Raw genomic sequence first — 21,159 nt, forward strand, 5'->3', positions numbered from 1 at the left:
GCCGGCCGGCGGGCCTCAGCCCTGCGCGTCGAGCGCCTTGTTCCACTCGGTGACGCGCGCGGCCTGGCTGGCCAGCAGCGGGGCGGCGTCGCCTTCGATCTTGACGCTCTCGATCTTGTCGCCGCCGCGCACGGCGTCCACCACCTGCTGGTCGCCGGCGCCGATCACTTCGCCGAACACGGTGTGCTTGCCGTCCAGCCACGGCGTGGCGACGTGGGTGATGAAGAACTGGCTGCCGTTGGTGCCCGGTCCGGCGTTGGCCATGGACAGCACGCCCGGCTTGTCGTGGCGCAGGTCGGCGCGGCACTCGTCCTCGAAGCGGTAGCCCGGGTTGCCGGTGCCGGTGCCGCGCGGGCAGCCGCCCTGGATCATGAAATCGGGAATGACGCGGTGGAAGCTCAGGCCGTCGTAGAAGCCGCGCTGGGCGAGGTTGACGAAGTTGGCGACGGTCAGCGGCGCCTTGTCGGCGTGCAGCTTGATGCGGATCGGGCCGCGGCTGGTGGTGAAAACGGCGGTCAGGGACATGGAAGGCTCCGGGAGGGGTGGCCGGGCGGGTCCCGGCGGGCCGCCTAGGATGCCACAGGCCTGCCGGCGCCAGCGTGCCTGAACAGGCATTCAGCAACCGTTTACCGCTATAATCGCCGGCTTCCTTCAGCCACGAGCAGCGCGCCGCCAGGCGTCCATCCGCATGTCCATCGAAAAGCTCCGCAACATCGCCATCGTCGCCCACGTCGACCATGGCAAGACCACCCTGGTCGACCAGCTGCTCAAGCAGTCCAACACCCTGGGCGAACGCCAGCAGCTGGCCGAGCGCGCGATGGACAGCAACGACCTGGAAAAGGAGCGCGGCATCACCATCCTTTCCAAGAACACGGCGATCCGCTGGACCTCGCCGGCCGGCGAGGAATACCGCATCAACATCGTCGACACCCCGGGCCACGCCGACTTCGGCGGCGAGGTCGAGCGCGTGCTGTCGATGGTCGACTCGGTGCTGATCCTGGTGGACGCGATGGACGGCCCGATGCCGCAGACGCGCTTCGTGACCCAGAAGGCCTTCGCGATGGGCTTTAAGCCGATCGTGGTGATCAACAAGGTCGACCGCCCGGGCGCGCGCCCGGACTGGGTGCTGAACCAGACCTTCGACCTGTTCGACCGCCTCGGCGCCACCGACGAGCAGCTCGACTTCACCGTGGTCTACGCCTCGGGCCTGAACGGCTACGCCGGCATGGACGAGTCCGTGCGCTCGGGCGACATGACCCCGCTGTTCCAGACCATCGTCGACAAGGTGGCGCCGCCGCCGGTGGACGAGGAAGGTCCGTTCCAGATGCGCATCACCTCGCTCGACTACAACAACTACGTCGGCATCATCGGCGTGGGCCGCGTGCAGCGCGGCACCATCCGCACCAACCAGCAGGTGTCGGTGGTGGCGCGCGACGGCAAGGTGCGCAACGCCAAGGTGCTGCAGGTGCTCGGCTTCATGGGCCTGGAGCGCCATGAGGTGAAGGAAGCGCGCGCCGGCGACATCATCGCCATCTCCGGCATCGAGGGCCTGGGCATCTCCGACACCGTCTGCGACGTGTCCACGCCCGAGCAGCTGCCGGTGCTCACCGTCGACGAGCCGACGATCAGCATGACCTTCCAGGTCAACGACTCGCCCTTCGCCGGCAACAAGGACCGCAGCGGCGGCAAGTTCCTCACCTCGCGCCAGCTGCGCGACCGCCTGATGCGCGAGACCCAGCACAACGTGGCGCTGAAGGTCGAGGACACCGCCGACGCCGACAAGTTCAAGGTCAGCGGCCGCGGCGAGCTGCACCTCTCGATCCTGATCGAGACCATGCGCCGCGAGGGCTACGAGCTGGCCGTTTCGCGCCCCGAGGTGATCATCAAGGACATCGACGGCGTGAAGTCCGAGCCGTTCGAGTCGCTCGTCGTCGACCTCGAGGAGCAGTACCAGGGCGGCGTGATGCAGCGCCTGGGCGAGCGCCGCGCGATCCTCCAGAACATGGAGCCGGACGGCAAGGGCCGCGTGCGCATCGACTTCATCATCCCGGCCCGCGGCCTGATCGGCTTCCAGACCGAATTCCGCACGATCACCGCGGGCACCGGCCTGCTCTTCCACGTCTTCGACCACTACGCGCCGAAGCAGGAAGGCGAGATCGGCCAGCGCCAGAACGGCGTGCTGATCTCCAACGGCACCGGCCCGTCGCCGGCCTACGCGCAGATCGCGATGCAGGAGCGCGGCCGCCTGATGGTCGAGCCGGGCGAGGAGATCTACGAAGGCCAGATCGTCGGCATCCACTCCAAGGACAACGACCTCACGGTCAACGCGCTGCGCGGCAAGCAGCTGACCAACTTCCGCGCCTCGGGCACCGACAAGGACGAGGGCCTGATCCCGCCGGTGAAGTTCTCGCTCGAGCAGGCGCTGGAGTTCATCGACGACGACGAGCTGGTCGAGATCACCCCGGTCGCGATCCGCCTGCGCAAGAAGTTCCGCACCGAGAACGACCGCAAGAAGGCCTCGCGCGGCTAAGCGCCGGCCCCGCCGCCCGACGCACCGGCCATGACGGCCGAACTGTGGCTGCTGACCGCGATGGCCGGCTTCGCCGCCGGCCTGCTCGACAGCATCGTCGGCGGCGGCGGCCTGATCCTCACGCCCGCGATGCTGAACCTGCATCCGGGCCTGAACATCCTGCAGACCATCGCCACCCAGCGCACCAGTTCGCTGCTGGGCACCAGCGTGGCGGCCTGGAACTATTTCCGGCACGTGGTGGTGCAGCGGCGCATCGTGCTGCCGGCGCTGGCGTCCGCCCTCGCCTTCTCGGCGATCGGCGTGCAGTTCGCCAAGCGCGCCGATCCCGAGCTGCTGAAGATGGCGGTGCTGGTCGTCTGCGTGCTGCTGGCGATCTACACGGTGCTGCGCAAGGACCTGGGCCAGCGCGAGGAACGCCGCTTCGCACCGCGCCATGAAGCCTGGGCCGCCGTGGCCGTCGGCGGCGCCTGCGGTTTCTACAACGGCCTGATCGGGCCGGGCACGGGCACGCTGATGGTGTTCGCCTTCGTCAGCGTGATCGGCCTCGACTTCCTGAAGTCCTCCGCGGTCTCCAAGTCCACCAACGTCGCCGCCGACCTGAGCTCGTGGACGGTGCTGGCGCTGTCGGGCTACGTGGTGTGGCTGCTGGCGATCCCGCTGATCCTCGGCAACATGCTGGGCAGCTACGTGGGCAGCAAGCTGGCCATCCGGCAGGGCGACCGCTTCATCCGCATGGTGTTCCTGGCGGTGGTGCTGGCGCTGGTGGCGCGGCTGGCCTGGGGCGTTTTCTTCACCTGACGCGCATTGCGGCGCGCGTCGGCGGACCCGATACTCGGCCGGCGGTGCGCCCTGCCCGCGCCAACGGATCCCCGCCATGCGTCGTCTGCTTTCCCTCGCCCTGCTCCTCACGCTGGCGGCCTGCGGCAGCCCGCCGGCGCCCTCTTCCGAGTCGACCGACGCCCCGCCGGCCGCCGCCGCGGGTCCGGACGTGGAGGAGATGGACGTCGCGCGGGCGAAGGCCGGCATGGACTCGGGCGAGCTGACTTCGGAAGCCCTGACGCGCGCCTACCTCGCCCGCATCGATGCGATCGACCGCGCGGGCCCGACCCTCCGCGCCGTGATCGAAACCAATCCCGCGGCGCTCGACGAGGCGCGTGCGCTCGACGCCGAGCGCGCGGCCGGCAAGCTGCGCGGTCCGCTGCACGGCATCCCGGTGCTGCTCAAGGACAACATCGATGCGGTCGGCATGGCCAACAGCGCCGGCTCGCTGGCGCTGGCCAACAACCAGCCCGCCGAGGACGCGTTCCTGGTCGCGCGGCTGCGCGCCGCGGGCGCGGTGATCCTGGGCAAGACCAACCTCAGCGAGTGGGCCAACTTCCGCTCCACCCGCTCCAGCTCGGGCTGGAGCTCGCGCGGCGGCCAGACCCGCAACCCCTACGTGCTGGACCGCAACCCCTGCGGGTCCAGCGCCGGCACCGGCAGCGCCATCGCCGCCAGCCTGGCCACCGTGGGCGTGGGCACCGAGACCGACGGCAGCATCATCTGCCCGTCGGCAGTGAACGGCCTGGTGGGCCTGAAGCCGACCGTGGGCGTGGTCAGCCGCGACGGCATCATCCCGATCTCGATCTCACAGGACACCGCCGGCCCGATGGGGCGCACCGTGGCCGACGTGGCGGCGCTGATGAACGCGCTGGCCGGCATCGACGAGGCCGATCCGGCTTCCCACGCGGCCGCGGGCAACCTGCCGCCCGACTACGCCGCCGGCCTCGACGCCGGCGCGCTGGCCGGCAAGCGCCTCGGCGTGCTGCGGCAGGCCATGGGCTACCACCCGGGCGTGGACGCGAACGTCGAGGCCTCCATCGAAGCACTGCGCGCCGCCGGCGCCGAGGTCGTGGACGTGCGCATCGACACGCTCGGCCAGTGGGGCGCGGACGAGTTGCAGGTGCTGCTGTATGAATTCAAGGACGGCCTGAACGCCTACCTCGCCGGCCGCGAGGGCGTGCCCGGCTCGCTGGAGGCGCTGATCGCCTGGAACGAGGCGAACGCCGCCGAGGCGATGCCGTGGTTCGGGCAGGAGTTGTTCCTGCAGGCGCAGGCGAAGGGCGGCTTGGATTCGCCGGAGTACCTCCAGGCGCGCGACCGCATCCGCCGCCTCGCCGGCGAGGACGGCCTGCTGAAGGCGCTCGACGGCGAGCGCCTCGACGCCATCATCGCGCCGGCCACCTCGCCGGCCTGGCCGACCGACTGGATCAATGGCGACCACTTCACCGGCGCCGGCTACGGCACGGCGGCGGTGGCGGGCACGCCCAGCCTGACCGTGCCCTCGGGCGAGGTGCAGGGCCTGCCGATCGGGCTGGTGTTCATGGGACGGCCCTACAGCGAGCCGGAGTTGCTGGCGATGGGCCATGCCTTTGAGCAGGCCACGAAGGCGCGCAAGCCGCCGCGCTACCTGCCGACGCTGGCGCCCTGAGGGGAACCGCAAACGGCCGGCGCCAAGGCGCCGGCCGCATCGGCGCGCCTCAGGCCTGGGCCGGGCGCGACAGCTGGCCCTGCTTGCGCACGATCAGCATGGCGATTTCGAGCGACTGCTCGTAGTTCAGGCGCGGGTCCACCGTCGAGCGGTACGCGCGCTCGAGGTCGATGTCGGTGAGGTCGCGGGCGCCGCCCGTGCACTCGGTGACGTTTTCGCCGGTCAGCTCCAGGTGCACGCCGCCCAGGCGGGTGCCTGCGGCCGCGTGCAGCTCGAAGCTGGCCTCGACTTCGCCGCGGATGTTGTCGAAGCGGCGGGTCTTGAAGCCGTTGCTGGTGCTTTCGGTGTTGCCGTGCATCGGGTCGCAGATCCACAGCACCCGGCGGCCTTCCTTGCGGATGGCATCGAGCAGCGGCGGCAGCTGGGTGACGACCTTGGCCGCACCCATGCGGTGGATGTAGCTCAGGCGGCCCGGCTCGTTTTCTGGGTTGAGCACGTCGGTCAGGCGCAGCAGCTGGTCGGGCGTGACCGAAGGACCGATCTTCACCGCGATTGGGTTGCGGATGCCGCGGAAATACTCGGTGTGCGCGCCATCGAGCGCGGCCGTACGCATGCCGATCCACGGGAAGTGCGTGGACAGGTTGAACCAGCCCCACTGGCGCGGCACCTGGCGCGTCAGCGCCTCTTCGTACGGCAGCAGCAGGGCTTCGTGCGAGGTGTAGAAATCGGCGCGGTTGAGGTTGTGCAGCGCCTCGCCGGCGATGGTCTCCATGAAGCGAACGGCATCGCCCACCGCCGCGACCATCTTCTGGTACTCATCCGACAGCGGCGAGTGGCCGACCCAGCCCAGGTCCCAGTACTCGGGATGGTGCAGGTCGGCGAAGCCGCCATCGACCAAGGCACGGACGAAGTTCATCGTCATCGCCGAACGGGCGTGGCCCTTCACCATCCGGCGCGGATCCGGCGTGCGCGCCTCGGCGGTGAATTCAGGCTGGTTGATGAAGTCGCCGCGGTAGCTCGGCAGCGACACCCCGCCCCGCTCCTCGGTGTCGGCCGAGCGCGGCTTGGCGTACTGGCCGGCGAAGCGGCCCACGCGCACCACCGGCAGGCGCAGGCCGTGCACGAGCACCAGGCTCATCTGCAGCAGCACCTTGAGGCGGTTGGAAATCAGCCCGGACTCGCAGTCGCCGAAGCTCTCGGCGCAGTCGCCGCCCTGCAGGAGGAAGCGCTTGCCATCCTGCGCCTCGGCGAGCTGCTTCTTGAGCGCCAGGATCTCCCAGGAGGTCACCAGCGGCGGCAGGCGGCCCAGTTCGTCCTGCACCTGCGCGAGCGCGGCGGGGTCGGGGTAGGTCGGCTGCTGGCTCGCAATGCGGCCACGCCAGCTGGCCGGCGTCCAATCGCCGGGCACTGACACGGGCTGCAAGTTGCGATCGCTGGCGCTCATCGGGGTTCCGTTCTGGGAGTGGAGGGAAATCATGCCACAGCGTCGCCGCGGCGGTGTCAGGACGCTGTGTTGGTGGCCGCGCATCCGCGGGCACGAGGATCCGAAGCGCCGGCGACGGTCCCCGCCTCGCGTACGCGGCGAAGTGCGGCGCTACGCGCCGATGGGCTTGGGCTCAGGCGCGGCGGCGCAGGGCGGCCCATAGCGCGCCAACGCCCAGGCCGATGAACCACACCAACGTCCAGGCCGGCATCGACACGCCGAGGAAGGTCCAGTCGACCTTGGCGCATTCACCGGATCCTTGCAGCACCTTGGACAGCGCATTCATCGGACCCATGGCTTCGACCATGTAGTCCAGGCCCATGCTGCTGCAGAGCGGCACCTCGCTGGGCGGCAGCGACTGCAGCCAGACGTGGCGGCCGGCCACGCCGGCGCCCGCGCCCGCGGCGATGAAAGCCAGCACGCCGTAGACGCCGCGGCCGATGCGACCGCGCGGCGAATGCAGGCCGCCCACGAGGAACACCACGCCGAGCACGGCGAACGCGATGCGCTGCAGGATGCACAGCGGGCACGGCATCATCAGCATGCCGAACTGCACGTACAGCGCGTAGCCGATCAGGCCGAAACAAAGCACGAACCCGGTGAGGTACTGCGCGCGGAAGGTCCAGGCGAAGGGATTGGCTTTCATCTCGGGGTCCGGTGGCGGGGTGGTCAGGTTACACAGACCGCGCTCGCGCGGCGAAGTTTCCGGGGCCGGAAACGAAGACCCCGGCCGGGGCCGGGGTCTTGGTGTGTTGCGTGTGCCGCTGCCTTACTCGGCGTCGGCCGCCGACTGCGGACGATCCACCAGTTCGACGTAGGCCATCGGGGCGTTGTCGCCCGGACGGAAGCCGCACTTGAGGATGCGCAGGTAGCCGCCGGGACGGGCCTGGTAACGCGGGCCCAGCTCGACGAAGAGCTTGCCGACCGCTTCCTTGTCGCGCAGGCGGGACATGGCCAGGCGACGGTTCGCCACGCCATCGGTCTTGCCGATGGTGATGAGCGGCTCGGCGACGCGGCGCAGTTCCTTGGCCTTGGGCAGGGTGGTGCGGATCAGTTCGTGCTTGATCAGGGACGCAGCCATGTTGCTGAACATCGCTTCGCGATGCGCGCTGGTACGGCTGAATTTGCGTCCGGAGTTCTGGTGGCGCATGGTCGTGGTTCCTTAGTGAATTACCGGGCTCAGCCCAGCATGCCCTGCTGCAGGCCGGCCGGCGGCCAGTTCTCCAGCTTCATGCCGAGGGACAAGCCGCGCTGTGCCAGCACTTCCTTGATCTCGGTGAGCGACTTCTTGCCCAGGTTCGGGGTCTTGAGCAGCTCGACCTCGGTGCGCTGGATCAGGTCGCCGATGTAGTAGATGTTCTCGGCCTTGAGGCAGTTGGCCGAACGCACCGTCAGCTCCAGGTCGTCGATCGGGCGCAGCAGCACCGGATCGATGCCCGTGGCGGACGGCTTGGCGGCGCTGCGGTCGCGCTGGGTGAAGTCGCCGAACACCGACAGCTGGTCCGTGAGGATGTCAGCGGCCGTGCGGATGGCGTCTTCGGCGTCGATCGTGCCGTTGGTCTCGATCTCGAGCACCAGCTTGTCCAGGTCGGTGCGCTGCTCCACGCGGGCCGCTTCCACGGCATACGCGACGCGGCGGACCGGCGAGAAGGTCGCGTCCAGCACCAGTCGGCCGATCGCACGGGACTCTTCGTCCGGGCGGCGGCGATCGGCGGCCGGCTGGTAGCCGAAACCGCGCTCGATCTTCAGGCGCATGTTCAGCGCCGTGTCCTTGGTGAGGTGGGCGATCACGTGGTCGCCGTTCAGGATCTCGACGTTGTGGTCGGTCTTGATGTCGGCGGCGGTGACGATGCCCGGGCCCTTCTTCTGCAGGGTCAGCGTGGTGTGGTCCACGTTGTGCATGCGGATGGCCACGTCCTTGAGGTTCAGCAGGACTTCGAGCACGTCCTCCTGCAGGCCCTCGACGGTGGTGTACTCGTGCAGCACGCCATCGATCTCGACTTCCGTGATGGCGAAGCCGGGGATCGAGGACAGGAGCACGCGACGCAGCGCGTTGCCCAGCGTGTGGCCATAGCCGCGCTCCAGCGGCTCGATGACCACCTTGGCGCGGTTGGAACCGAGTCGTTCAATGTGCGGGCCGCGCGGACGCAGCACCTGGGTGGCGGTAACCGTCATGGTCAAGGTGTCTCCTGGGAGGATTACTTCGAGTACAACTCGACGATCAGCGCTTCATTGATATCCGAGGGCAGGTCGGCGCGATCCGGGACGGCCTTGAAGACGCCAGCGAACTTCTTCGCATCCACTTCGCACCAGCTCGGGACCAGGTCCATCTGCTGCGAGAGGTTGACGGCTTCCTGGACGTTCAGGTGCTTCTGCGCCTTTTCGGTCAGGGTGACGGCGTCGCCGGCCTTGACCTGGTAGGACGGCAGGTTGACCGTCTTGCCATTGACCAGCACGCCCTTGTGCGACACCAGCTGGCGCGCCTGCGGACGGGTGACGGCGAAGCCCATGCGGTACACGACGTTGTCGAGGCGCTGCTCGAGCATCTGCAGCAGGGTCTCGCCGGTGTTGCCCTTCTTGCGGGCAGCCTTGGTGTAGTACGAGCGGAACTGACGCTCCAGCAGGCCGTAGATGCGCTTGACCTTCTGCTTCTCGCGAAGCTGGGTGGCGTAGTCGGACAGCTTGCCCTTGCGGGCAACCGGGCCGTGCTGGCCGGGCTTCTGCTCCAGCTTGCACTTGGAATCGATCGCGCGGGCCGGCGACTTCAGGCTGAGGTCAGCGCCTTCGCGGCGGGCGAGCTTACAGGTGGGACCAATGTAACGAGCCATTTATATAGTCTCCAGTTCCCGTTAGACGCGGCGCTTCTTCGGCGGCCGGCACCCGTTGTGCGGGATCGGGGTGACGTCGATGATGTTGGTGATCTTGTATCCGACCGCGTTCAGCGAACGCACGGCCGACTCGCGGCCCGGGCCGGGGCCCTTGATACGGACTTCCAGGGTCTTCACACCGTAGTCGAGGGCGGCCTTGCCGGCCTTCTCGGCGGCCACCTGGGCGGCGAACGGGGTCGACTTGCGGGAACCGCGGAAACCCGCGCCGCCCGAAGTAGCCCACGACAGCGCATTGCCCTGGCGGTCGGTGATGGTGACGATGGTGTTGTTGAAAGAAGCTTGGACGTGGGCGATGCCGTCGGTGACGACTCGCTTGATCTTCTTCTTGGTCTTGACTGCCGGCTTGTTCATTGGCTGCCCTTACTTCTTGATGGCTTTGCGCGGACCCTTGCGGGTGCGGGCGTTGGTCCGGGTACGCTGACCGCGCATCGGGAGGCCGCGACGATGGCGCAGGCCGCGGTAGCAGCCCAGGTCCATCAGACGCTTGATCGACATGCCGACTTCGCGACGCAGGTCGCCCTCGACGATGTACTTGGCCACTTCGGCGCGGATGCGCTCGATTTCCGGCTCGGACAGGTCGCGGATCTTGGTGGCCTGGGCCACGCCAGCCGCGTCACAAACAAGCTTCGACCGGGTACGGCCGATGCCAAAGATACTCTGCAGGCCCACCCAGACATGCTTCTGGACAGGCAGGTTGACACCCGCAATGCGCGCCATCAGGCGTTCTCCAACTTAAAATTGAGCGCAGTGAATCACGAAGTATAACAGGGCTTGGGGTTCAGTTGTAGCCCCCCGGGTCGTGGGACCCGGGAAACCCGGCATGGGGAGTGTGCCCATGCTCCGGCGACAAGCTGGCAACTGCCCTCCCCCATCCTGGGGTCGGGCGCCCCGCGCTACTCCAGCGCAGGGACGGTTACCGGCTTATCCGCGCGCCAAGCCGCCGCGCGGACCGCCCATCAATGGTGCTCAGCCGCGGGTGAGACCGCGACCGCCACCTTTCAGATTCGCTTTCTTCATCAGGCTCTCATACTGATGCGACATCAGATGGGCCTGGATCTGGGCGGTGAAGTCCATCACCACCACGACCACGATCAGCAGCGAGGTGCCGCCGAAGTAGAACGGGACCGACCAGAAGCCACGGATGACTTCGGGCAGCAGGCAGACCAGCACCAGGTACAGCGAGCCGATCAGGGTCAGGCGGGTCAGCACGCCGTCGATGTAGTCGGCGGTGGCCTTGCCGGGACGGATGCCCGGGACCAGGGCGCCCGACTTCTTCAGGTTGTCCGCGGTTTCCTGGGAGTTGAAGACCAGGGCGGTGTAGAAGAAGGCGAAGCCCATGATCAGGCCGCCGTACAGCAGCATGTGCAGCGGCTCGCTCGGCGCCAGCGCCTGGCTGAGGTTCTGCAGCCACAGGTTGAGGTTGTCACGCCAGGCGACGCCGGTCGGCTCGCCGGCCTGGCCAAACCACTGGACCATGGTCGCCGGGAACATGATCAGGCTGGAGGCGAAGATGGCCGGGATCACGCCCGCCATGTTCAGCTTCAGCGGCAGGTGCGAGTTCTGGTTCATGTAGGCCTGGCGGCCACCCTGGCGACGGGCGTAGTTCACGGTGATGCGGCGCTGGCCGCGCTCCATGAACACCACGAAGTAGGTGACGCCGACCACCAGGGCCAGGATCACCAGCACCGCGAACCAGCTCAGCTCGCCGCTGCCGACCTGCTGCACGGTCGAGATGGCCGCGCTGGGCAGGCTGGCGACGATGCCCGCGAAGATGATCAGCGAGATGCCGTTGCCGATGCCGCGCTCGGTGATCTGCTCGCCCAGCCACATCAGGAAGATGGTGCCGGCGGTGAGCGCCACGATGGCGGTCAGGATGAAGCCGGGGCCCGGCGCGTAGACCACGCCCGGCTGCTGCTGCAGCATGCTGGCGATCGAACCGGCCTGGACCACGGCCAGCACGACAGCGCCGATGCGCGAGTACTGGGTCAGCTTGCGCCGGCCGCTCTCGCCTTCCTTCTTCATCGCCTTCCAGGGCTCGTAGATCTGCCCCATCAGCTGCACGATGATGGAGGCCGAGATGTACGGGATGACGTTCAGCGCGAACAGGCTGAAGCGGTTCAGGGCGCCACCGGAGAACATGTTGAACATGTCGACGATGGTGCCCTGCTGGGCTTCCATCAGTTCCAGCATCCGCTGCGGATCGATGCCCGGCACCGGGATGTAGCTGCCGATGCGGTAGACGATCAGCGCAAGGATCACGAAGACCAGGCGCTGGCGGAGCTCGGTGAACTTACCGAGCCCACCCAGGGCGCTTGCGGCGGACGTGGACTGCGTCAAGGCCTTACTCCGTCACGCTGCCGCCGGCCGCTTCCACGGCGGCCTTGGCACCGGCCGTCGCAAGCAGACCCTTGAGCACGAACTTCTTGGTGACGTCGCCCTTCTTGACGACCTTGGCCTGCTTGGCCGTGGCCGGCACGAGCTTGGCGGCGCGCAGGGCGGCGAAGTCAATCTCGCCGGCCTCGAGCTTGTCGAGCTGGTACAGCAGCACTTCGGCGGTGTCGTTCTTCAGCTTCGAGCGGAAGCCGACCTTCGGCAGGCGCTTGTAGATGGGCATCTGGCCGCCTTCGAAGCCGGCCTTGATCTTGCCCTTGCCGGCGCGCGCGAACGAGCCCTTGTGGCCGCGACCCGCGGTCTTGCCGAGGCCGGAGCCGATGCCGCGACCAACGCGGACGCGATCCTTGCGGGCGCCGTCGGCGGGCTTGAGGGTATTGAGCTTCATATGGTTTCTCCTTGGCTCGCTCAGGACTCGACGCGAACCAGGTAATGCACCTGGTTGATCAGGCCGCGCACGGACGGGGAGTCCTTGAGCTCGCGGACATCATTGAGCTTGTTCAGGCCCAGGGCCTTCACGGAAATGCGGTGGCGTTCCTGGCAGCCACGAAGGCCCTTCACCAGGCGAACCTTGACGGTCTTGTCAGCCATTGAGGATCTCCTCGAGCTTCTTGCCACGCTTGGCGGCGATGCGCGCCGGCGAGGTGGTCTCGGTCAGGCCCTTGACGGTGGCGCGGACCAGGTTGATCGGGTTGCGCGAGCCGACGGCCTTGGCCAGCACGTTCTTCACGCCGACCGCTTCGAGCACGGCGCGCATGGCGCCACCGGCGATCACGCCGGTACCTTCCGAGGCGGGCTGCATGTAGACGCGGGCGGCGCCGTGGCCGGCCTTGACCGGGTGCCACAGGGTGCCTTCGTTGAGGTCGACCTGGACCATCGCCTTGCGGGCGTATTCCATCGACTTCTGGATGGCGACCGGCACTTCGCGCGCCTTGCCGTAGCCGAAGCCGACCTTGCCGGCACCGTCGCCGACCACGGTCAGCGCGGTGAAGGTGAACTGACGACCGCCCTTGACGGTCTTGGAGACGCGGTTGACGGCGACCAGCTTCTCGATGAAGCCGTCGTCGCTTTCCCCGCGATTGCGATCGCGCTCGTTGCTGGACATAGGGATTCCTGGGTTTGCTTACGGCCGGTGGCCGCTTATGGTTGTGGTTGGTACTGGAAACTCAAGCCCGAAGGCCTTTCAAGCCCGGAGGCTTAGAACTGCAGGCCACCCTCGCGGGCGGCGTCGGCCAGGGCCTTGATGCGGCCGTGGTAGCGGTAGCCGGATCGATCGAAGGCAACCTTGTCGATGCCCGCGGCGAGCGCCTTGGCGGCGATCGTGCGGCCGACCTTGGCGGCGGCTTCGAGGTTCTTGCTGCCCTTGAGGCCGTCCATCACGTCGGCCTGCACGGTGGAGGCCGAAGCCAGCACCTTGGAGCCGTCGGAGGTGAACAGCTGGGCGTAGATGTGCTGGCCGGTGCGCAGCACCGACAGGCGGGCGACGCCGAGCTTGCGGATGTGCGAACGCGTGGTCTTGGCGCGGCGCAGACGGGCGATGTTCTTGTCCATGGTATTTACCTCGAGGAAGCGGAAGCGCCCAATTAGGCCTTCTTGGCTTCCTTCATGATGATCTTCTCGCCGGAGTAACGGATGCCCTTGCCCTTGTAGGGCTCCGGCTTGCGGTACGCGCGGATCTTGGCGGCAACCTCACCCACCTGCTGCTTGTCGGCGCCGGAGACCAGGATCTCGGTCTGGGTCGGCGTGGACAGCGTGATGCCCTCGGGCGCCACGTACACGGTCGGGTGCGAGAAGCCCAGGCTCAGGCTCAGGTCCTTGCCCTGCATGGCGGCGCGGTAACCGACGCCAACCAGCTCGAGCTTGCGGGTGAAACCCTCGGACACGCCCTGGACCATGTTGGCCAGGATGGCGCGGGCGGTGCCGGCCATCGGGACGTTGTCGGCATGGGCGGCGGACAGCTGCAGCACGCCGTTCTCGACGGCGAACTCGACACCGGCCGGCTTGGCCAGGCTCAGGCTGCCCTTCGGGCCCTTGACCGTGACCTTGTCGGCGGTGGCGTTGAACTCGACGCCCTTGGGCATCTGGATCGGCTTCTTGGCAACGCGGGACATGGGTGCGTTCTCCTTAGGCCACGAGGCAGATGACTTCGCCGCCCACGCCCGCAGCGCGGGCCTGGCGATCGGTCATCAGACCCTGGGAGGTGGAGATGATGGCGACGCCGAGGCCGGCGAGCACCTTCGGGAGGTCGTCCTTGCCCTTGTACTGGCGCAGGCCCGAACGGGAGACGCGCTCGAGGCGCTCGATCACCGGCTTGCCTTCGTAGTACTTAAGGGAGACTTCCAGCTTGGCCTTGGCGCCCTCGCCGCTCACGCGGAAGTCACCGATGTAACCCTCGGACTTCAGCACGGTGGCGATGGCCAGCTTCATCTTGGAGGCAGGCATGGAAACCTGCGGCTTGCCGACGGCGAGCGCATTCTTGATGCGCACCAGCATGTCGGCGATAGGATCAGTCATGCTCATTTGTTCTTACCCTTCTAGGTGTCAGGAGCACCGATATCCGCAAGTCCCCGTTGGGGGACCGGCGATTACCAGCTGGCCTTGCGCAGGCCGGGCACGTCGCCACGCATCGTGGCTTCGCGCAGCTTGTTGCGGCCGAGGCCGAACTTGCTGTACACGCCGCGCGAGCGGCCGGTGAGTTCGCAGCGGTTGCGCACGCGGCTCGCACTCGAGTCGCGGGGCAGCTTCTGCAGCTTGGTGGCGGCGTCCATCTTTTCCTCGTAAGAGGCGGTGACGGAGCTGATGATCTTCTTGAGCTCGGCGCGCTTGGTGGCGTGCTTGGCGACCAGCTTCTTCCGCTTGATGTCGCGGTTAACCATCGACGTCTTGGCCATGATCTATATCCTCGAAATCAGTTGCGGAACGGGAAGTTGAAGGCCTGGAGCAGCGCCTTGGCTTCTTCGTTGGTCTTCGCCGTGGTGGTGATGGCGATGTCCATGCCGCGCATGGCGTCAACGGCGTCGAAGTCGATCTCGGGGAAGATGATCTGTTCCTTGATGCCCATGTTGTAGTTGCCGCGGCCGTCGAACGAACGACCCGACACGCCGCGGAAGTCACGCACGCGGGGCAGCGAGATGTTGATCAGGCGGTCGAGGAACTCGAACATCTTGGCGCGGCGCAGGGTCACCTTGCAGCCGATCGGCCAGCCGTCGCGGATCTTGAAGCTGGCGACGGAGACGCGGGCGTTGGTGGTGATCGGCTTCTGGCCGGCGATCTTGGTCATGTCGGCGACGGCATTTTCCAGGATCTTCTTGTTGCCCACGGCCTCGCCCACGCCCATGTTCAGCGTGATCTTGGTGATGCGGGGAACCTGCATGACGTTCTCGTAGCCGAACTGCTCCATGAGCTTCGGAACCACGGAATCCTTGTAAAACGTTTCGAGACGGGTGCTCATGACATCATTCCTTAGGCGTCGATCGCCTCACCGCTCGAGCGGAACACACGCACTTTGCGTCCATTCTCGAGCACCTTGAAACCAATCCGCTCACCCTTGCCCGAGGCCTGGTTGAACAGCATGACGTTGGAGATGTGGATCGGCGCCTCGCGCTCGACGATGCCGCCGGCGACGTTGGCCTGCGGGTTCGGCTTGGTGTGGCGCTTGATGATGTTGGCGTTCTGCACGATGACCTTGTCACCGGCGACCCGAACGACTTCACCCTTCTTGCCCTTGTCGGCGCCGGCGATGATGATCACCTGGTCGCCCTTGCGAATACGGTTCATTGTCTGTTCCTTCGCTCAGATCACTTCGGGAGCGAGCGAGACGATCTTCATGAACTTCTCGGAGCGAAGTTCACGGGTCACGGGCCCGAAGATGCGGGTGCCGATCGGCTCCTGCTTGTTGTTCAGCAGCACGGCGGCGTTACCGTCGAAACGGATCAGCGAACCGTCGGCCCGGCGCACGCCGGAACGGGTGCGGACGACGACGGCGTCGTAGACCTCGCCCTTCTTGACCTTGCCGCGGGGGATGGCGTCCTTGACGGTCACCTTGATGATGTCGCCGATGTGGGCGTAACGGCGCTTGGAGCCGCCGAGCACCTTGATGCACATCATTTCCTTGGCGCCGGAGTTGTCGGCGGCCTCGAGGTAGCTCTGTACCTGGATCATGTCTGGCCTCCTTACTTCACGGCGCGCGTGATGATTTCGACCACGCGCCAGTTCTTGGTCTTCGACAGCGGACGGCACTCGGACACCCGGACGACGTCGCCTTCGTTGCAGGCGTTCTCTTCGTCGTGGGCGTGGAGCTTGGTCGAGCGCCGGATGTACTTGCCGTACAGCGGGTGCTTGACCTGGCGCTCCACGAGGATCGTCACGGACTTGTTCATCTTGTTGCTGACGACGCGGCCTTCGACCGTGCGCGTCTGGTTGGCATTATCGCTCATGGCTCGCCCTTACTTCTTATCGGTCAGCAGGGTCATCGTCTGCGCAATCTCGCGACGGACCAGCTTGATTCGGTGGGGGGCGTTGAGCTGACCGGTGGCCTTCTGCATGCGGAGCGCGAACTGCTCCTTGTGCAGGTCCAGCAGGTGGTTCTTCAGCTCGGTCGCCGACTTTTGACGCAGTTCCTTGAGTTCCATATCAGCGCACCGTCCGGGTCACGAAAGTGGTGGTGACCGAGAGCTTCGCGGCCGCCAGGCGGAACGCCTCGCGAGCGGTGGCTTCGTCGACACCCTCGATTTCATAGATCACGCGGCCGGGGGCGATCTGGGCCACCCAGTACTCGACGTTGCCCTTACCGGCGCCCATTCGGACTTCGATCGGCTTCTTCGTGATCGGCTTGTCGGGGAACACGCGGATCCACATCTTGCCGCCACGCTTGACGTAACGGCTGATGGAACGGCGCGCGGCCTCGATCTGGCGAGCGGTCAGCTGGCCGTGCGAGGTGGCCTTCAGGCCGTACTCGCCGAAGCTGACGGCGGCGCCGGCCCAGCTCAGGCCGTCGTTACGGGACTTGAAGACCTTGCGGTACTTGGTTCGCTTGGGTTGCAGCATGGCGGCTTACCTCATTTCCTTCGCAGGACGGGCCGGGCGCTCGGTGCGCTCTTCCACTTTCTCCTGGCCAACCTGGCTGAAATCGAAAATCTCGCCCTTGTAGACCCACACCTTCACGCCAATGATGCCGTAGGTGGTGAGGGCTTCGGCGAAGCCGTAGTCGATGTCGGCGCGGAGGGTGTGCAGGGGCACGCGGCCCTCGCGGTACCACTCCGAACGCGCGATCTCGGCGCCGTTCAGGCGGCCGGCGACGTTGACCTTGATGCCCAGGGCGCCGAGGCGCATCGAGTTGCCGACGGCGCGCTTCATGGCGCGGCGGAACATGATGCGGCGCTCGAGCTGCTGCGCGATCGACTCGGCGACCAGCTGCGCGTCAAGCTCGGGCTTGCGGACCTCGGAGACATTGATGTGCGCCGGGACGCCCATGATGTCCGAGACTTCCTTGCGCAGCTTCTCGATGTCCTCGCCGCGCTTGCCGATCACCACGCCCGGGCGGGCGGAGTGGATCGTGACGCGGGCGGACTTCGACGGGCGCTCGATCAGGATCTTCGAGATGCCGGCCTGGGCGAGCTTCTTGCGCAGCATCGCACGGACCTTGAGGTCGGACGTGAGGTACTGGGCGTAGTCGCGCTTGTTGGCGAACCACTTGGAATTCCAGTCCTTGGCGATGCCCAGGCGGATTCCGGTCGGATGAACTTTGTGACCCATATTCTTCGTCCCTGCCTTACTTGCCCGAGCCCACAACCACAGTGATGTGGCTGGTGCGCTTGAGGATGCGGGTGCCGCGGCCCTTGGCGCGGGCCATGAAGCGCTTCAGGACGGGGCCCTCGTCGACCATGATGGTGGCGACCTTGAGCTCGTCGATGTCAGCGCCGAGGTTGTTTTCGGCGTTCGAGATGGCGGACCACAGGACCTTACCGATCAGGTGGGCGGCCTTCTTGTCCGAGAACTTCAGCAGATCGTGGGCGCGGGAGGCCTGCATGCCACGGACCTGGTCGGCGACCAGGCGGGCCTTCTGCGGCGAGATCCGGGCGGTGCGGAGGATGGCTTTCGATTCCATGGTCATCTCCTTACTTGCCGGACTTCTTGTCGCCGCCATGACCCTTGAAGGTCCTGGTGAGGGCGAACTCGCCGAGCTTGTGACCCACCATGTTCTCGTTCACGAGGACGGGGATGTGCACCTTGCCATTGTGGATGGCGATGGTGAGCCCGACCATTTCCGGCGAGACCATGGAACGACGCGACCAAGTCTTGATCGGCTTCTTGCTGTTGCCCTGGGCGGCCTCCACCTTCTTGACGAGGTGGTGGTCGATGAAGGGACCTTTCTTAAGAGAACGTGCCATGGCCTATCAACCCCTGCGATCGCGCACGATGAACTTCTGGGTGCGCTTGTTCTTGCGCGTCTTGTAACCCTTCGCCGGCGTGCCCCACGGGGACACCGGGTGCGGGTTGCCCTGGCCAGCCTTGGCCTCGCCACCGCCGTGCGGATGGTCGACCGGGTTCATGGCGGCGCCGCGGACGGTCGGCTTGACGCCGCGCCAACGCTTCGCACCGGCCTTGCCCAGCTTCTCGAGGTTGTGCTCGACGTTGCCGACTTCACCAATGGTGGCGCGGCAGTCGGCCGGCACCTTGCGCATCTCGCCGGAGCGGAGGCGCAGGGTGGCGTAGCCGCCGTCGCGGGAGATCAGCTGGGCGCCGGCGCCAGCGGCGCGGGCCAGCTGGGCACCCTTGCCCGGCTTCATCTCGACGCAATGCACGGTCGAACCCACCGGCATGTTGCGCAGCGGCAGGCTGTTGCCGGTCTTGATCGGCGCATCCTTGCCGGCGATGACCTGGTCGCCCTGCACCAGGCCCTTCGGGGCGATGATGTAGCGGCGCTCGCCATCGGCGTAGCACAGCAGCGCGATGTGCGCGGTGCGATTCGGATCGTACTCGACGCGCTCGACACGGGCGGGGATGCCCTCCTTGTCGCGCTTGAAGTCGATCAGGCGGTAATGCTGCTTGTGGCCACCGCCGATGTGGCGGGTGGTGATGCGGCCGTAGTTGTTACGACCGCCGCTCTTGCTCTGCTTTTCGACCAGCGATTCCAGCGGGCCGCCCTTGTGCAGGCCGGCGGTGGAGACGCGCACCATGGCGCGGCGGCCAGGCGAGGTCGGCTTGAAAGTCTGTAGTGCCATGGGTAATGCCTCAGGCCTTGGCCATCACGTCGATCGACTGGCCATCGGCCAGGCGAACGTATGCTTTGCGCCAGTCGCCGCGACGGCCGGCGCGCGAACGGAAGGTCTTGCTCTTGCCCTTCACGTTCAACACGTTGACCGCTTCGACCTTGACGTTGAACAGCGACTCGACGGCGGACTTGACGTCGGCCTTGGTCGCAGTCGTCGCCACTTCGAAGACGTACTGGTTGCTCTGCTCCTGGATGCGCGCAGTCTTTTCAGACACGCGCGGCGCGCGGATCACGCCGAGGATCTTGATGTTGCTCATGCCAGCCACTCCTCGACCTTCTTGACCGCTTCCGCAGTCATGATCACGTACTCGGCACCGACCAGGGCGACCGGGTCCAGGCCCTGGACGTCGCGGACCTGCACGTACGGCAGGTTGCGGGCGGCCAGGAACAGGGCGTCGGAGCCGTCCTCGGTGACGATCAGCGGACGGGCGATGCCCATCTCGTTCAACTTGGCGACCAGCGCCTTGGTCTTGGCCTCGGCGACGTCGAACGAATCGACGACCTTCAGGCGACCCTGGCGGTTGAGCTCCGAGATGATCGCGCAGACCGCGGCGCGGTACATCTTGCGGTTCACCTTCTGGGCGAAGTTGCGCGGCTTGGCGGCGAACGTCACGCCACCACCGACGAAGATCGGGGCGCGGTAGTCACCGTGGCGGGCACCGCCGCCCTTCTGCTTCTTGAACTTCTTGGTCGTGCCGGAGACTTCCGAGCGCGTCAGCTGGGCCTTGGTGCCTGCACGGCCGGCGTTGCGGAACGCAACCACCACCTGGTGCACCAGATCCTCGCTAAATTCGCGACCAAACACGGCGTCGGAGACCGACAGCGGCTTGGCGCTTCCAATAACGGCGAGTTCCATTACTTACTCCTCAACCTTTGCTCGTCGGACGGACGACGACGTCGCCGCCCGGCGCACCGGGAACGGAACCCTTCACCGCGATCAGGCCGCGCTCGGCGTCGACCTTGACCACTTCGAGGTTCTGCATGGTCTGGTTCTCGGCACCCATGTGGCCGGACATCTTCTTGCCCGGGAACACGCGGCCCGGCGTCTGGCGCTGGCCGATGGAGCCCGGCGAGCGGTGCGACAGCGAGTTACCGTGGGTGGCGTCGCCCATCTTGAAGTTCCAGCGCTTGATCGTGCCCTGGAAGCCCTTGCCCTTGGTGACGCCGGCGACGTCGACCATCTGGCCCACGGCGAAGATGTCAGCCTTGATCTCGGCGCCGACCTGGTAGTTGCCCGCGTCCTTGTCGGCGATGCGGAACTCCCACAGGCCACGGCCGGCTTCGACCTTCGCCTTGGCGAAGTGGCCCGACAGCGGCTTGTTGACCAGCGCGGCGCGCTTGGTGCCGGCGGTGACCTGCACGGCGGTGTAGCCGTCGTTCTCGACGGTCTTGATCTGGGTGATGCGATTCGGGCTGGCCTCGATCACGGTCACCGGGATGGAACGGCCATCCTCGGTGAAGATGCGGCTCATGCCCGCCTTGCGGCCCACGATTCCAATGTTTTTGGTGGTCATGGTCGTTGCCTCAGGTCAGCTTGATCTGGACGTCGACGCCGGCCGCGAGCTCGAGCTTCATGAGCGCGTCAACGGTCTTGTCATTGGGGTCGACGATGTCCAGCACGCGCTTGTGGGTGCGGGTCTCGTACTGGTCGCGCGCGTCCTTGTCGACGTGCGGCGACACCAGCACGGTGTAGCGTTCGATCTTGGTCGGCAGCGGGATCGGGCCGCGCACCTGCGCGCCGGTCCGCTTGGCCGTCTCCACGATTTCGGAAGCCGAACGATCAATCAGGCGATGATCGTAGGCCTTGAGCCGAATCCGGATCTTCTGGTCCGCCATGGCGAATTCCTTGTTTCGGTAAAGAGCGTCGGAATCAGGGGCTTTGCGCCCTGGTTCCCGTGGAAAACAAACTCGGCGGACCATGTCTGGTCCACCGAGCAAGAAAGTATAGCTTGTGTTAAACCACCCTGTAAAGGGTTGTTTCACACAGCTTCGACCGTCCTGGCCGCGAACACGAGGGGCGTCCTGCCCCTCATTTCGTATGTGGGCCGCCCCTGGGGGCGACCGAGCCGCGCACTATACGCTTACTTGATGACCTTCGCAACCACGCCGGCGCCGACGGTGCGG

At 66.6% G+C, this 21,159-nt stretch carries 33 protein-coding genes; 3 read left to right on the forward strand and 30 right to left on the reverse strand.

Annotated elements, in window-relative coordinates:
• Positions 1 to 15: 15 nt before the first annotated feature.
• Positions 16 to 525, reverse strand: coding sequence for a peptidylprolyl isomerase (locus N787_RS09780; protein WP_034213232.1), 510 nt, complete (start codon positions 523 to 525; stop codon positions 16 to 18).
• 163 nt (positions 526 to 688) lie between these two features.
• Between N787_RS09780 and typA the strand changes: the two genes are divergently transcribed.
• From typA to N787_RS09795, 3 genes are all read left to right on the forward strand, one after another.
• Positions 689 to 2,530, forward strand: a complete 1,842-nt coding sequence (typA, locus tag N787_RS09785; protein ID WP_034213235.1) for a translational GTPase TypA — start codon at positions 689 to 691, stop codon at positions 2,528 to 2,530.
• A gap of 30 nt (positions 2,531 to 2,560) precedes the next feature.
• On the forward strand, positions 2,561 to 3,328 hold the full coding sequence (locus N787_RS09790) for a sulfite exporter TauE/SafE family protein (RefSeq protein WP_034213238.1): 768 nt from the start codon (positions 2,561 to 2,563) through the stop codon (positions 3,326 to 3,328).
• 76 nt (positions 3,329 to 3,404) lie between these two features.
• Positions 3,405 to 5,000 (forward strand): amidase, encoded by a 1,596-nt coding sequence (locus N787_RS09795; RefSeq protein WP_084590745.1) that lies wholly within the window; start codon positions 3,405 to 3,407, stop codon positions 4,998 to 5,000.
• Between the two features lie 49 nt (positions 5,001 to 5,049).
• On the opposite strand, the gene N787_RS09800 is transcribed toward N787_RS09795, so the two are convergent.
• From N787_RS09800 to rpsJ, 29 genes are all read right to left on the reverse strand, one after another.
• Positions 5,050 to 6,444, reverse strand: coding sequence for a class II 3-deoxy-7-phosphoheptulonate synthase (locus N787_RS09800; protein WP_052575350.1), 1,395 nt, complete (start codon positions 6,442 to 6,444; stop codon positions 5,050 to 5,052).
• A gap of 172 nt (positions 6,445 to 6,616) precedes the next feature.
• Positions 6,617 to 7,129, reverse strand: coding sequence for a disulfide bond formation protein B (locus N787_RS09805; RefSeq protein WP_034213249.1), 513 nt, complete (start codon positions 7,127 to 7,129; stop codon positions 6,617 to 6,619).
• Between the two features lie 123 nt (positions 7,130 to 7,252).
• Positions 7,253 to 7,633 (reverse strand): 50S ribosomal protein L17, encoded by a 381-nt coding sequence (rplQ, locus tag N787_RS09810; protein WP_034213252.1) that lies wholly within the window; start codon positions 7,631 to 7,633, stop codon positions 7,253 to 7,255.
• Positions 7,634 to 7,662: 29 nt separating this feature from the next.
• Positions 7,663 to 8,658, reverse strand: a complete 996-nt coding sequence (locus N787_RS09815) for a DNA-directed RNA polymerase subunit alpha (protein WP_034213255.1) — start codon at positions 8,656 to 8,658, stop codon at positions 7,663 to 7,665.
• A 23-nt stretch (positions 8,659 to 8,681) separates the two neighbouring features.
• Positions 8,682 to 9,311 (reverse strand): 30S ribosomal protein S4, encoded by a 630-nt coding sequence (rpsD, locus tag N787_RS09820; protein WP_034213258.1) that lies wholly within the window; start codon positions 9,309 to 9,311, stop codon positions 8,682 to 8,684.
• Positions 9,312 to 9,332: 21 nt separating this feature from the next.
• Positions 9,333 to 9,722: a 30S ribosomal protein S11 gene (gene rpsK, locus N787_RS09825; protein ID WP_034213261.1), complete on the reverse strand. Its 390-nt coding sequence runs from the start codon at positions 9,720 to 9,722 to the stop codon at positions 9,333 to 9,335.
• A gap of 9 nt (positions 9,723 to 9,731) precedes the next feature.
• Positions 9,732 to 10,088, reverse strand: a complete 357-nt coding sequence (gene rpsM / locus N787_RS09830; RefSeq protein ID WP_034213264.1) for a 30S ribosomal protein S13 — start codon at positions 10,086 to 10,088, stop codon at positions 9,732 to 9,734.
• Between the two features lie 249 nt (positions 10,089 to 10,337).
• On the reverse strand, positions 10,338 to 11,708 hold the full coding sequence (gene secY, locus N787_RS09835) for a preprotein translocase subunit SecY (RefSeq protein WP_245593997.1): 1,371 nt from the start codon (positions 11,706 to 11,708) through the stop codon (positions 10,338 to 10,340).
• Positions 11,709 to 11,712: 4 nt separating this feature from the next.
• On the reverse strand, positions 11,713 to 12,150 hold the full coding sequence (rplO, locus tag N787_RS09840; protein WP_034213266.1) for a 50S ribosomal protein L15: 438 nt from the start codon (positions 12,148 to 12,150) through the stop codon (positions 11,713 to 11,715).
• A 20-nt stretch (positions 12,151 to 12,170) separates the two neighbouring features.
• Positions 12,171 to 12,353, reverse strand: a complete 183-nt coding sequence (rpmD, locus tag N787_RS09845; protein ID WP_034213269.1) for a 50S ribosomal protein L30 — start codon at positions 12,351 to 12,353, stop codon at positions 12,171 to 12,173.
• Entirely contained in the window at positions 12,346 to 12,867 is a 522-nt protein-coding gene (rpsE, locus tag N787_RS09850; RefSeq protein WP_034213272.1) for a 30S ribosomal protein S5, read from the reverse strand. The genes rpmD and rpsE overlap by 8 nt, the downstream gene beginning before the upstream one ends.
• Positions 12,868 to 12,959: 92 nt before the next feature.
• Positions 12,960 to 13,313 carry a 50S ribosomal protein L18 gene (rplR, locus tag N787_RS09855; RefSeq protein ID WP_034213275.1) on the reverse strand — a complete coding sequence of 118 codons (354 nt, stop codon included), beginning with the start codon at positions 13,311 to 13,313 and terminating at the stop codon, positions 12,960 to 12,962.
• A 32-nt stretch (positions 13,314 to 13,345) separates the two neighbouring features.
• Complete coding sequence (gene rplF, locus N787_RS09860; RefSeq protein WP_034213277.1) at positions 13,346 to 13,873, reverse strand: 50S ribosomal protein L6; 528 nt, start codon at positions 13,871 to 13,873, stop codon at positions 13,346 to 13,348.
• Positions 13,874 to 13,886: 13 nt separating this feature from the next.
• Positions 13,887 to 14,282, reverse strand: coding sequence for a 30S ribosomal protein S8 (rpsH, locus tag N787_RS09865; RefSeq protein WP_034213280.1), 396 nt, complete (start codon positions 14,280 to 14,282; stop codon positions 13,887 to 13,889).
• A 65-nt stretch (positions 14,283 to 14,347) separates the two neighbouring features.
• On the reverse strand, positions 14,348 to 14,653 hold the full coding sequence (gene rpsN / locus N787_RS09870; protein WP_034213283.1) for a 30S ribosomal protein S14: 306 nt from the start codon (positions 14,651 to 14,653) through the stop codon (positions 14,348 to 14,350).
• A 17-nt stretch (positions 14,654 to 14,670) separates the two neighbouring features.
• On the reverse strand, positions 14,671 to 15,213 hold the full coding sequence (gene rplE / locus N787_RS09875; RefSeq protein ID WP_034213285.1) for a 50S ribosomal protein L5: 543 nt from the start codon (positions 15,211 to 15,213) through the stop codon (positions 14,671 to 14,673).
• 11 nt (positions 15,214 to 15,224) lie between these two features.
• On the reverse strand, positions 15,225 to 15,539 hold the full coding sequence (gene rplX, locus N787_RS09880; protein ID WP_034213288.1) for a 50S ribosomal protein L24: 315 nt from the start codon (positions 15,537 to 15,539) through the stop codon (positions 15,225 to 15,227).
• 15 nt (positions 15,540 to 15,554) lie between these two features.
• Positions 15,555 to 15,923, reverse strand: coding sequence for a 50S ribosomal protein L14 (gene rplN, locus N787_RS09885; RefSeq protein ID WP_034213292.1), 369 nt, complete (start codon positions 15,921 to 15,923; stop codon positions 15,555 to 15,557).
• Positions 15,924 to 15,934: 11 nt separating this feature from the next.
• Positions 15,935 to 16,198, reverse strand: a complete 264-nt coding sequence (gene rpsQ / locus N787_RS09890; protein ID WP_034213295.1) for a 30S ribosomal protein S17 — start codon at positions 16,196 to 16,198, stop codon at positions 15,935 to 15,937.
• 9 nt (positions 16,199 to 16,207) lie between these two features.
• Positions 16,208 to 16,393, reverse strand: coding sequence for a 50S ribosomal protein L29 (gene rpmC / locus N787_RS09895; protein ID WP_034213298.1), 186 nt, complete (start codon positions 16,391 to 16,393; stop codon positions 16,208 to 16,210).
• 1 nt (position 16,394) lies between these two features.
• Positions 16,395 to 16,808 (reverse strand): 50S ribosomal protein L16, encoded by a 414-nt coding sequence (rplP, locus tag N787_RS09900; RefSeq protein WP_034213302.1) that lies wholly within the window; start codon positions 16,806 to 16,808, stop codon positions 16,395 to 16,397.
• A 6-nt stretch (positions 16,809 to 16,814) separates the two neighbouring features.
• Complete coding sequence (rpsC, locus tag N787_RS09905; protein ID WP_034213305.1) at positions 16,815 to 17,516, reverse strand: 30S ribosomal protein S3; 702 nt, start codon at positions 17,514 to 17,516, stop codon at positions 16,815 to 16,817.
• Positions 17,517 to 17,532: 16 nt separating this feature from the next.
• Entirely contained in the window at positions 17,533 to 17,868 is a 336-nt protein-coding gene (gene rplV / locus N787_RS09910; RefSeq protein ID WP_034213338.1) for a 50S ribosomal protein L22, read from the reverse strand.
• 10 nt (positions 17,869 to 17,878) lie between these two features.
• A complete protein-coding gene (gene rpsS / locus N787_RS09915; RefSeq protein ID WP_034213313.1) occupies positions 17,879 to 18,151 on the reverse strand; it encodes a 30S ribosomal protein S19 in 273 nt (90 codons plus the stop codon).
• Positions 18,152 to 18,157: 6 nt separating this feature from the next.
• The gene (rplB, locus tag N787_RS09920) at positions 18,158 to 18,985 is read right to left on the reverse strand and encodes a 50S ribosomal protein L2 (RefSeq protein WP_034213314.1); all 828 of its coding nucleotides are present in this window, start codon (positions 18,983 to 18,985) and stop codon (positions 18,158 to 18,160) included.
• A 10-nt stretch (positions 18,986 to 18,995) separates the two neighbouring features.
• Positions 18,996 to 19,292 carry a 50S ribosomal protein L23 gene (gene rplW / locus N787_RS09925; protein ID WP_034213340.1) on the reverse strand — a complete coding sequence of 99 codons (297 nt, stop codon included), beginning with the start codon at positions 19,290 to 19,292 and terminating at the stop codon, positions 18,996 to 18,998.
• Positions 19,289 to 19,891: a 50S ribosomal protein L4 gene (rplD, locus tag N787_RS09930; protein WP_034213317.1), complete on the reverse strand. Its 603-nt coding sequence runs from the start codon at positions 19,889 to 19,891 to the stop codon at positions 19,289 to 19,291. The genes rplW and rplD overlap by 4 nt, the downstream gene beginning before the upstream one ends.
• A 10-nt stretch (positions 19,892 to 19,901) precedes the next feature.
• Positions 19,902 to 20,549, reverse strand: coding sequence for a 50S ribosomal protein L3 (rplC, locus tag N787_RS09935; RefSeq protein ID WP_034213319.1), 648 nt, complete (start codon positions 20,547 to 20,549; stop codon positions 19,902 to 19,904).
• Positions 20,550 to 20,559: 10 nt separating this feature from the next.
• A complete protein-coding gene (gene rpsJ / locus N787_RS09940; protein ID WP_022968186.1) occupies positions 20,560 to 20,871 on the reverse strand; it encodes a 30S ribosomal protein S10 in 312 nt (103 codons plus the stop codon).
• Between the last annotated feature and the right edge of the window lie 288 nt (positions 20,872 to 21,159).

The organism is Arenimonas metalli CF5-1 (assembly GCF_000747155.1).
GTDB classification, from domain to species: domain Bacteria; phylum Pseudomonadota; class Gammaproteobacteria; order Xanthomonadales; family Xanthomonadaceae; genus Arenimonas; species Arenimonas metalli.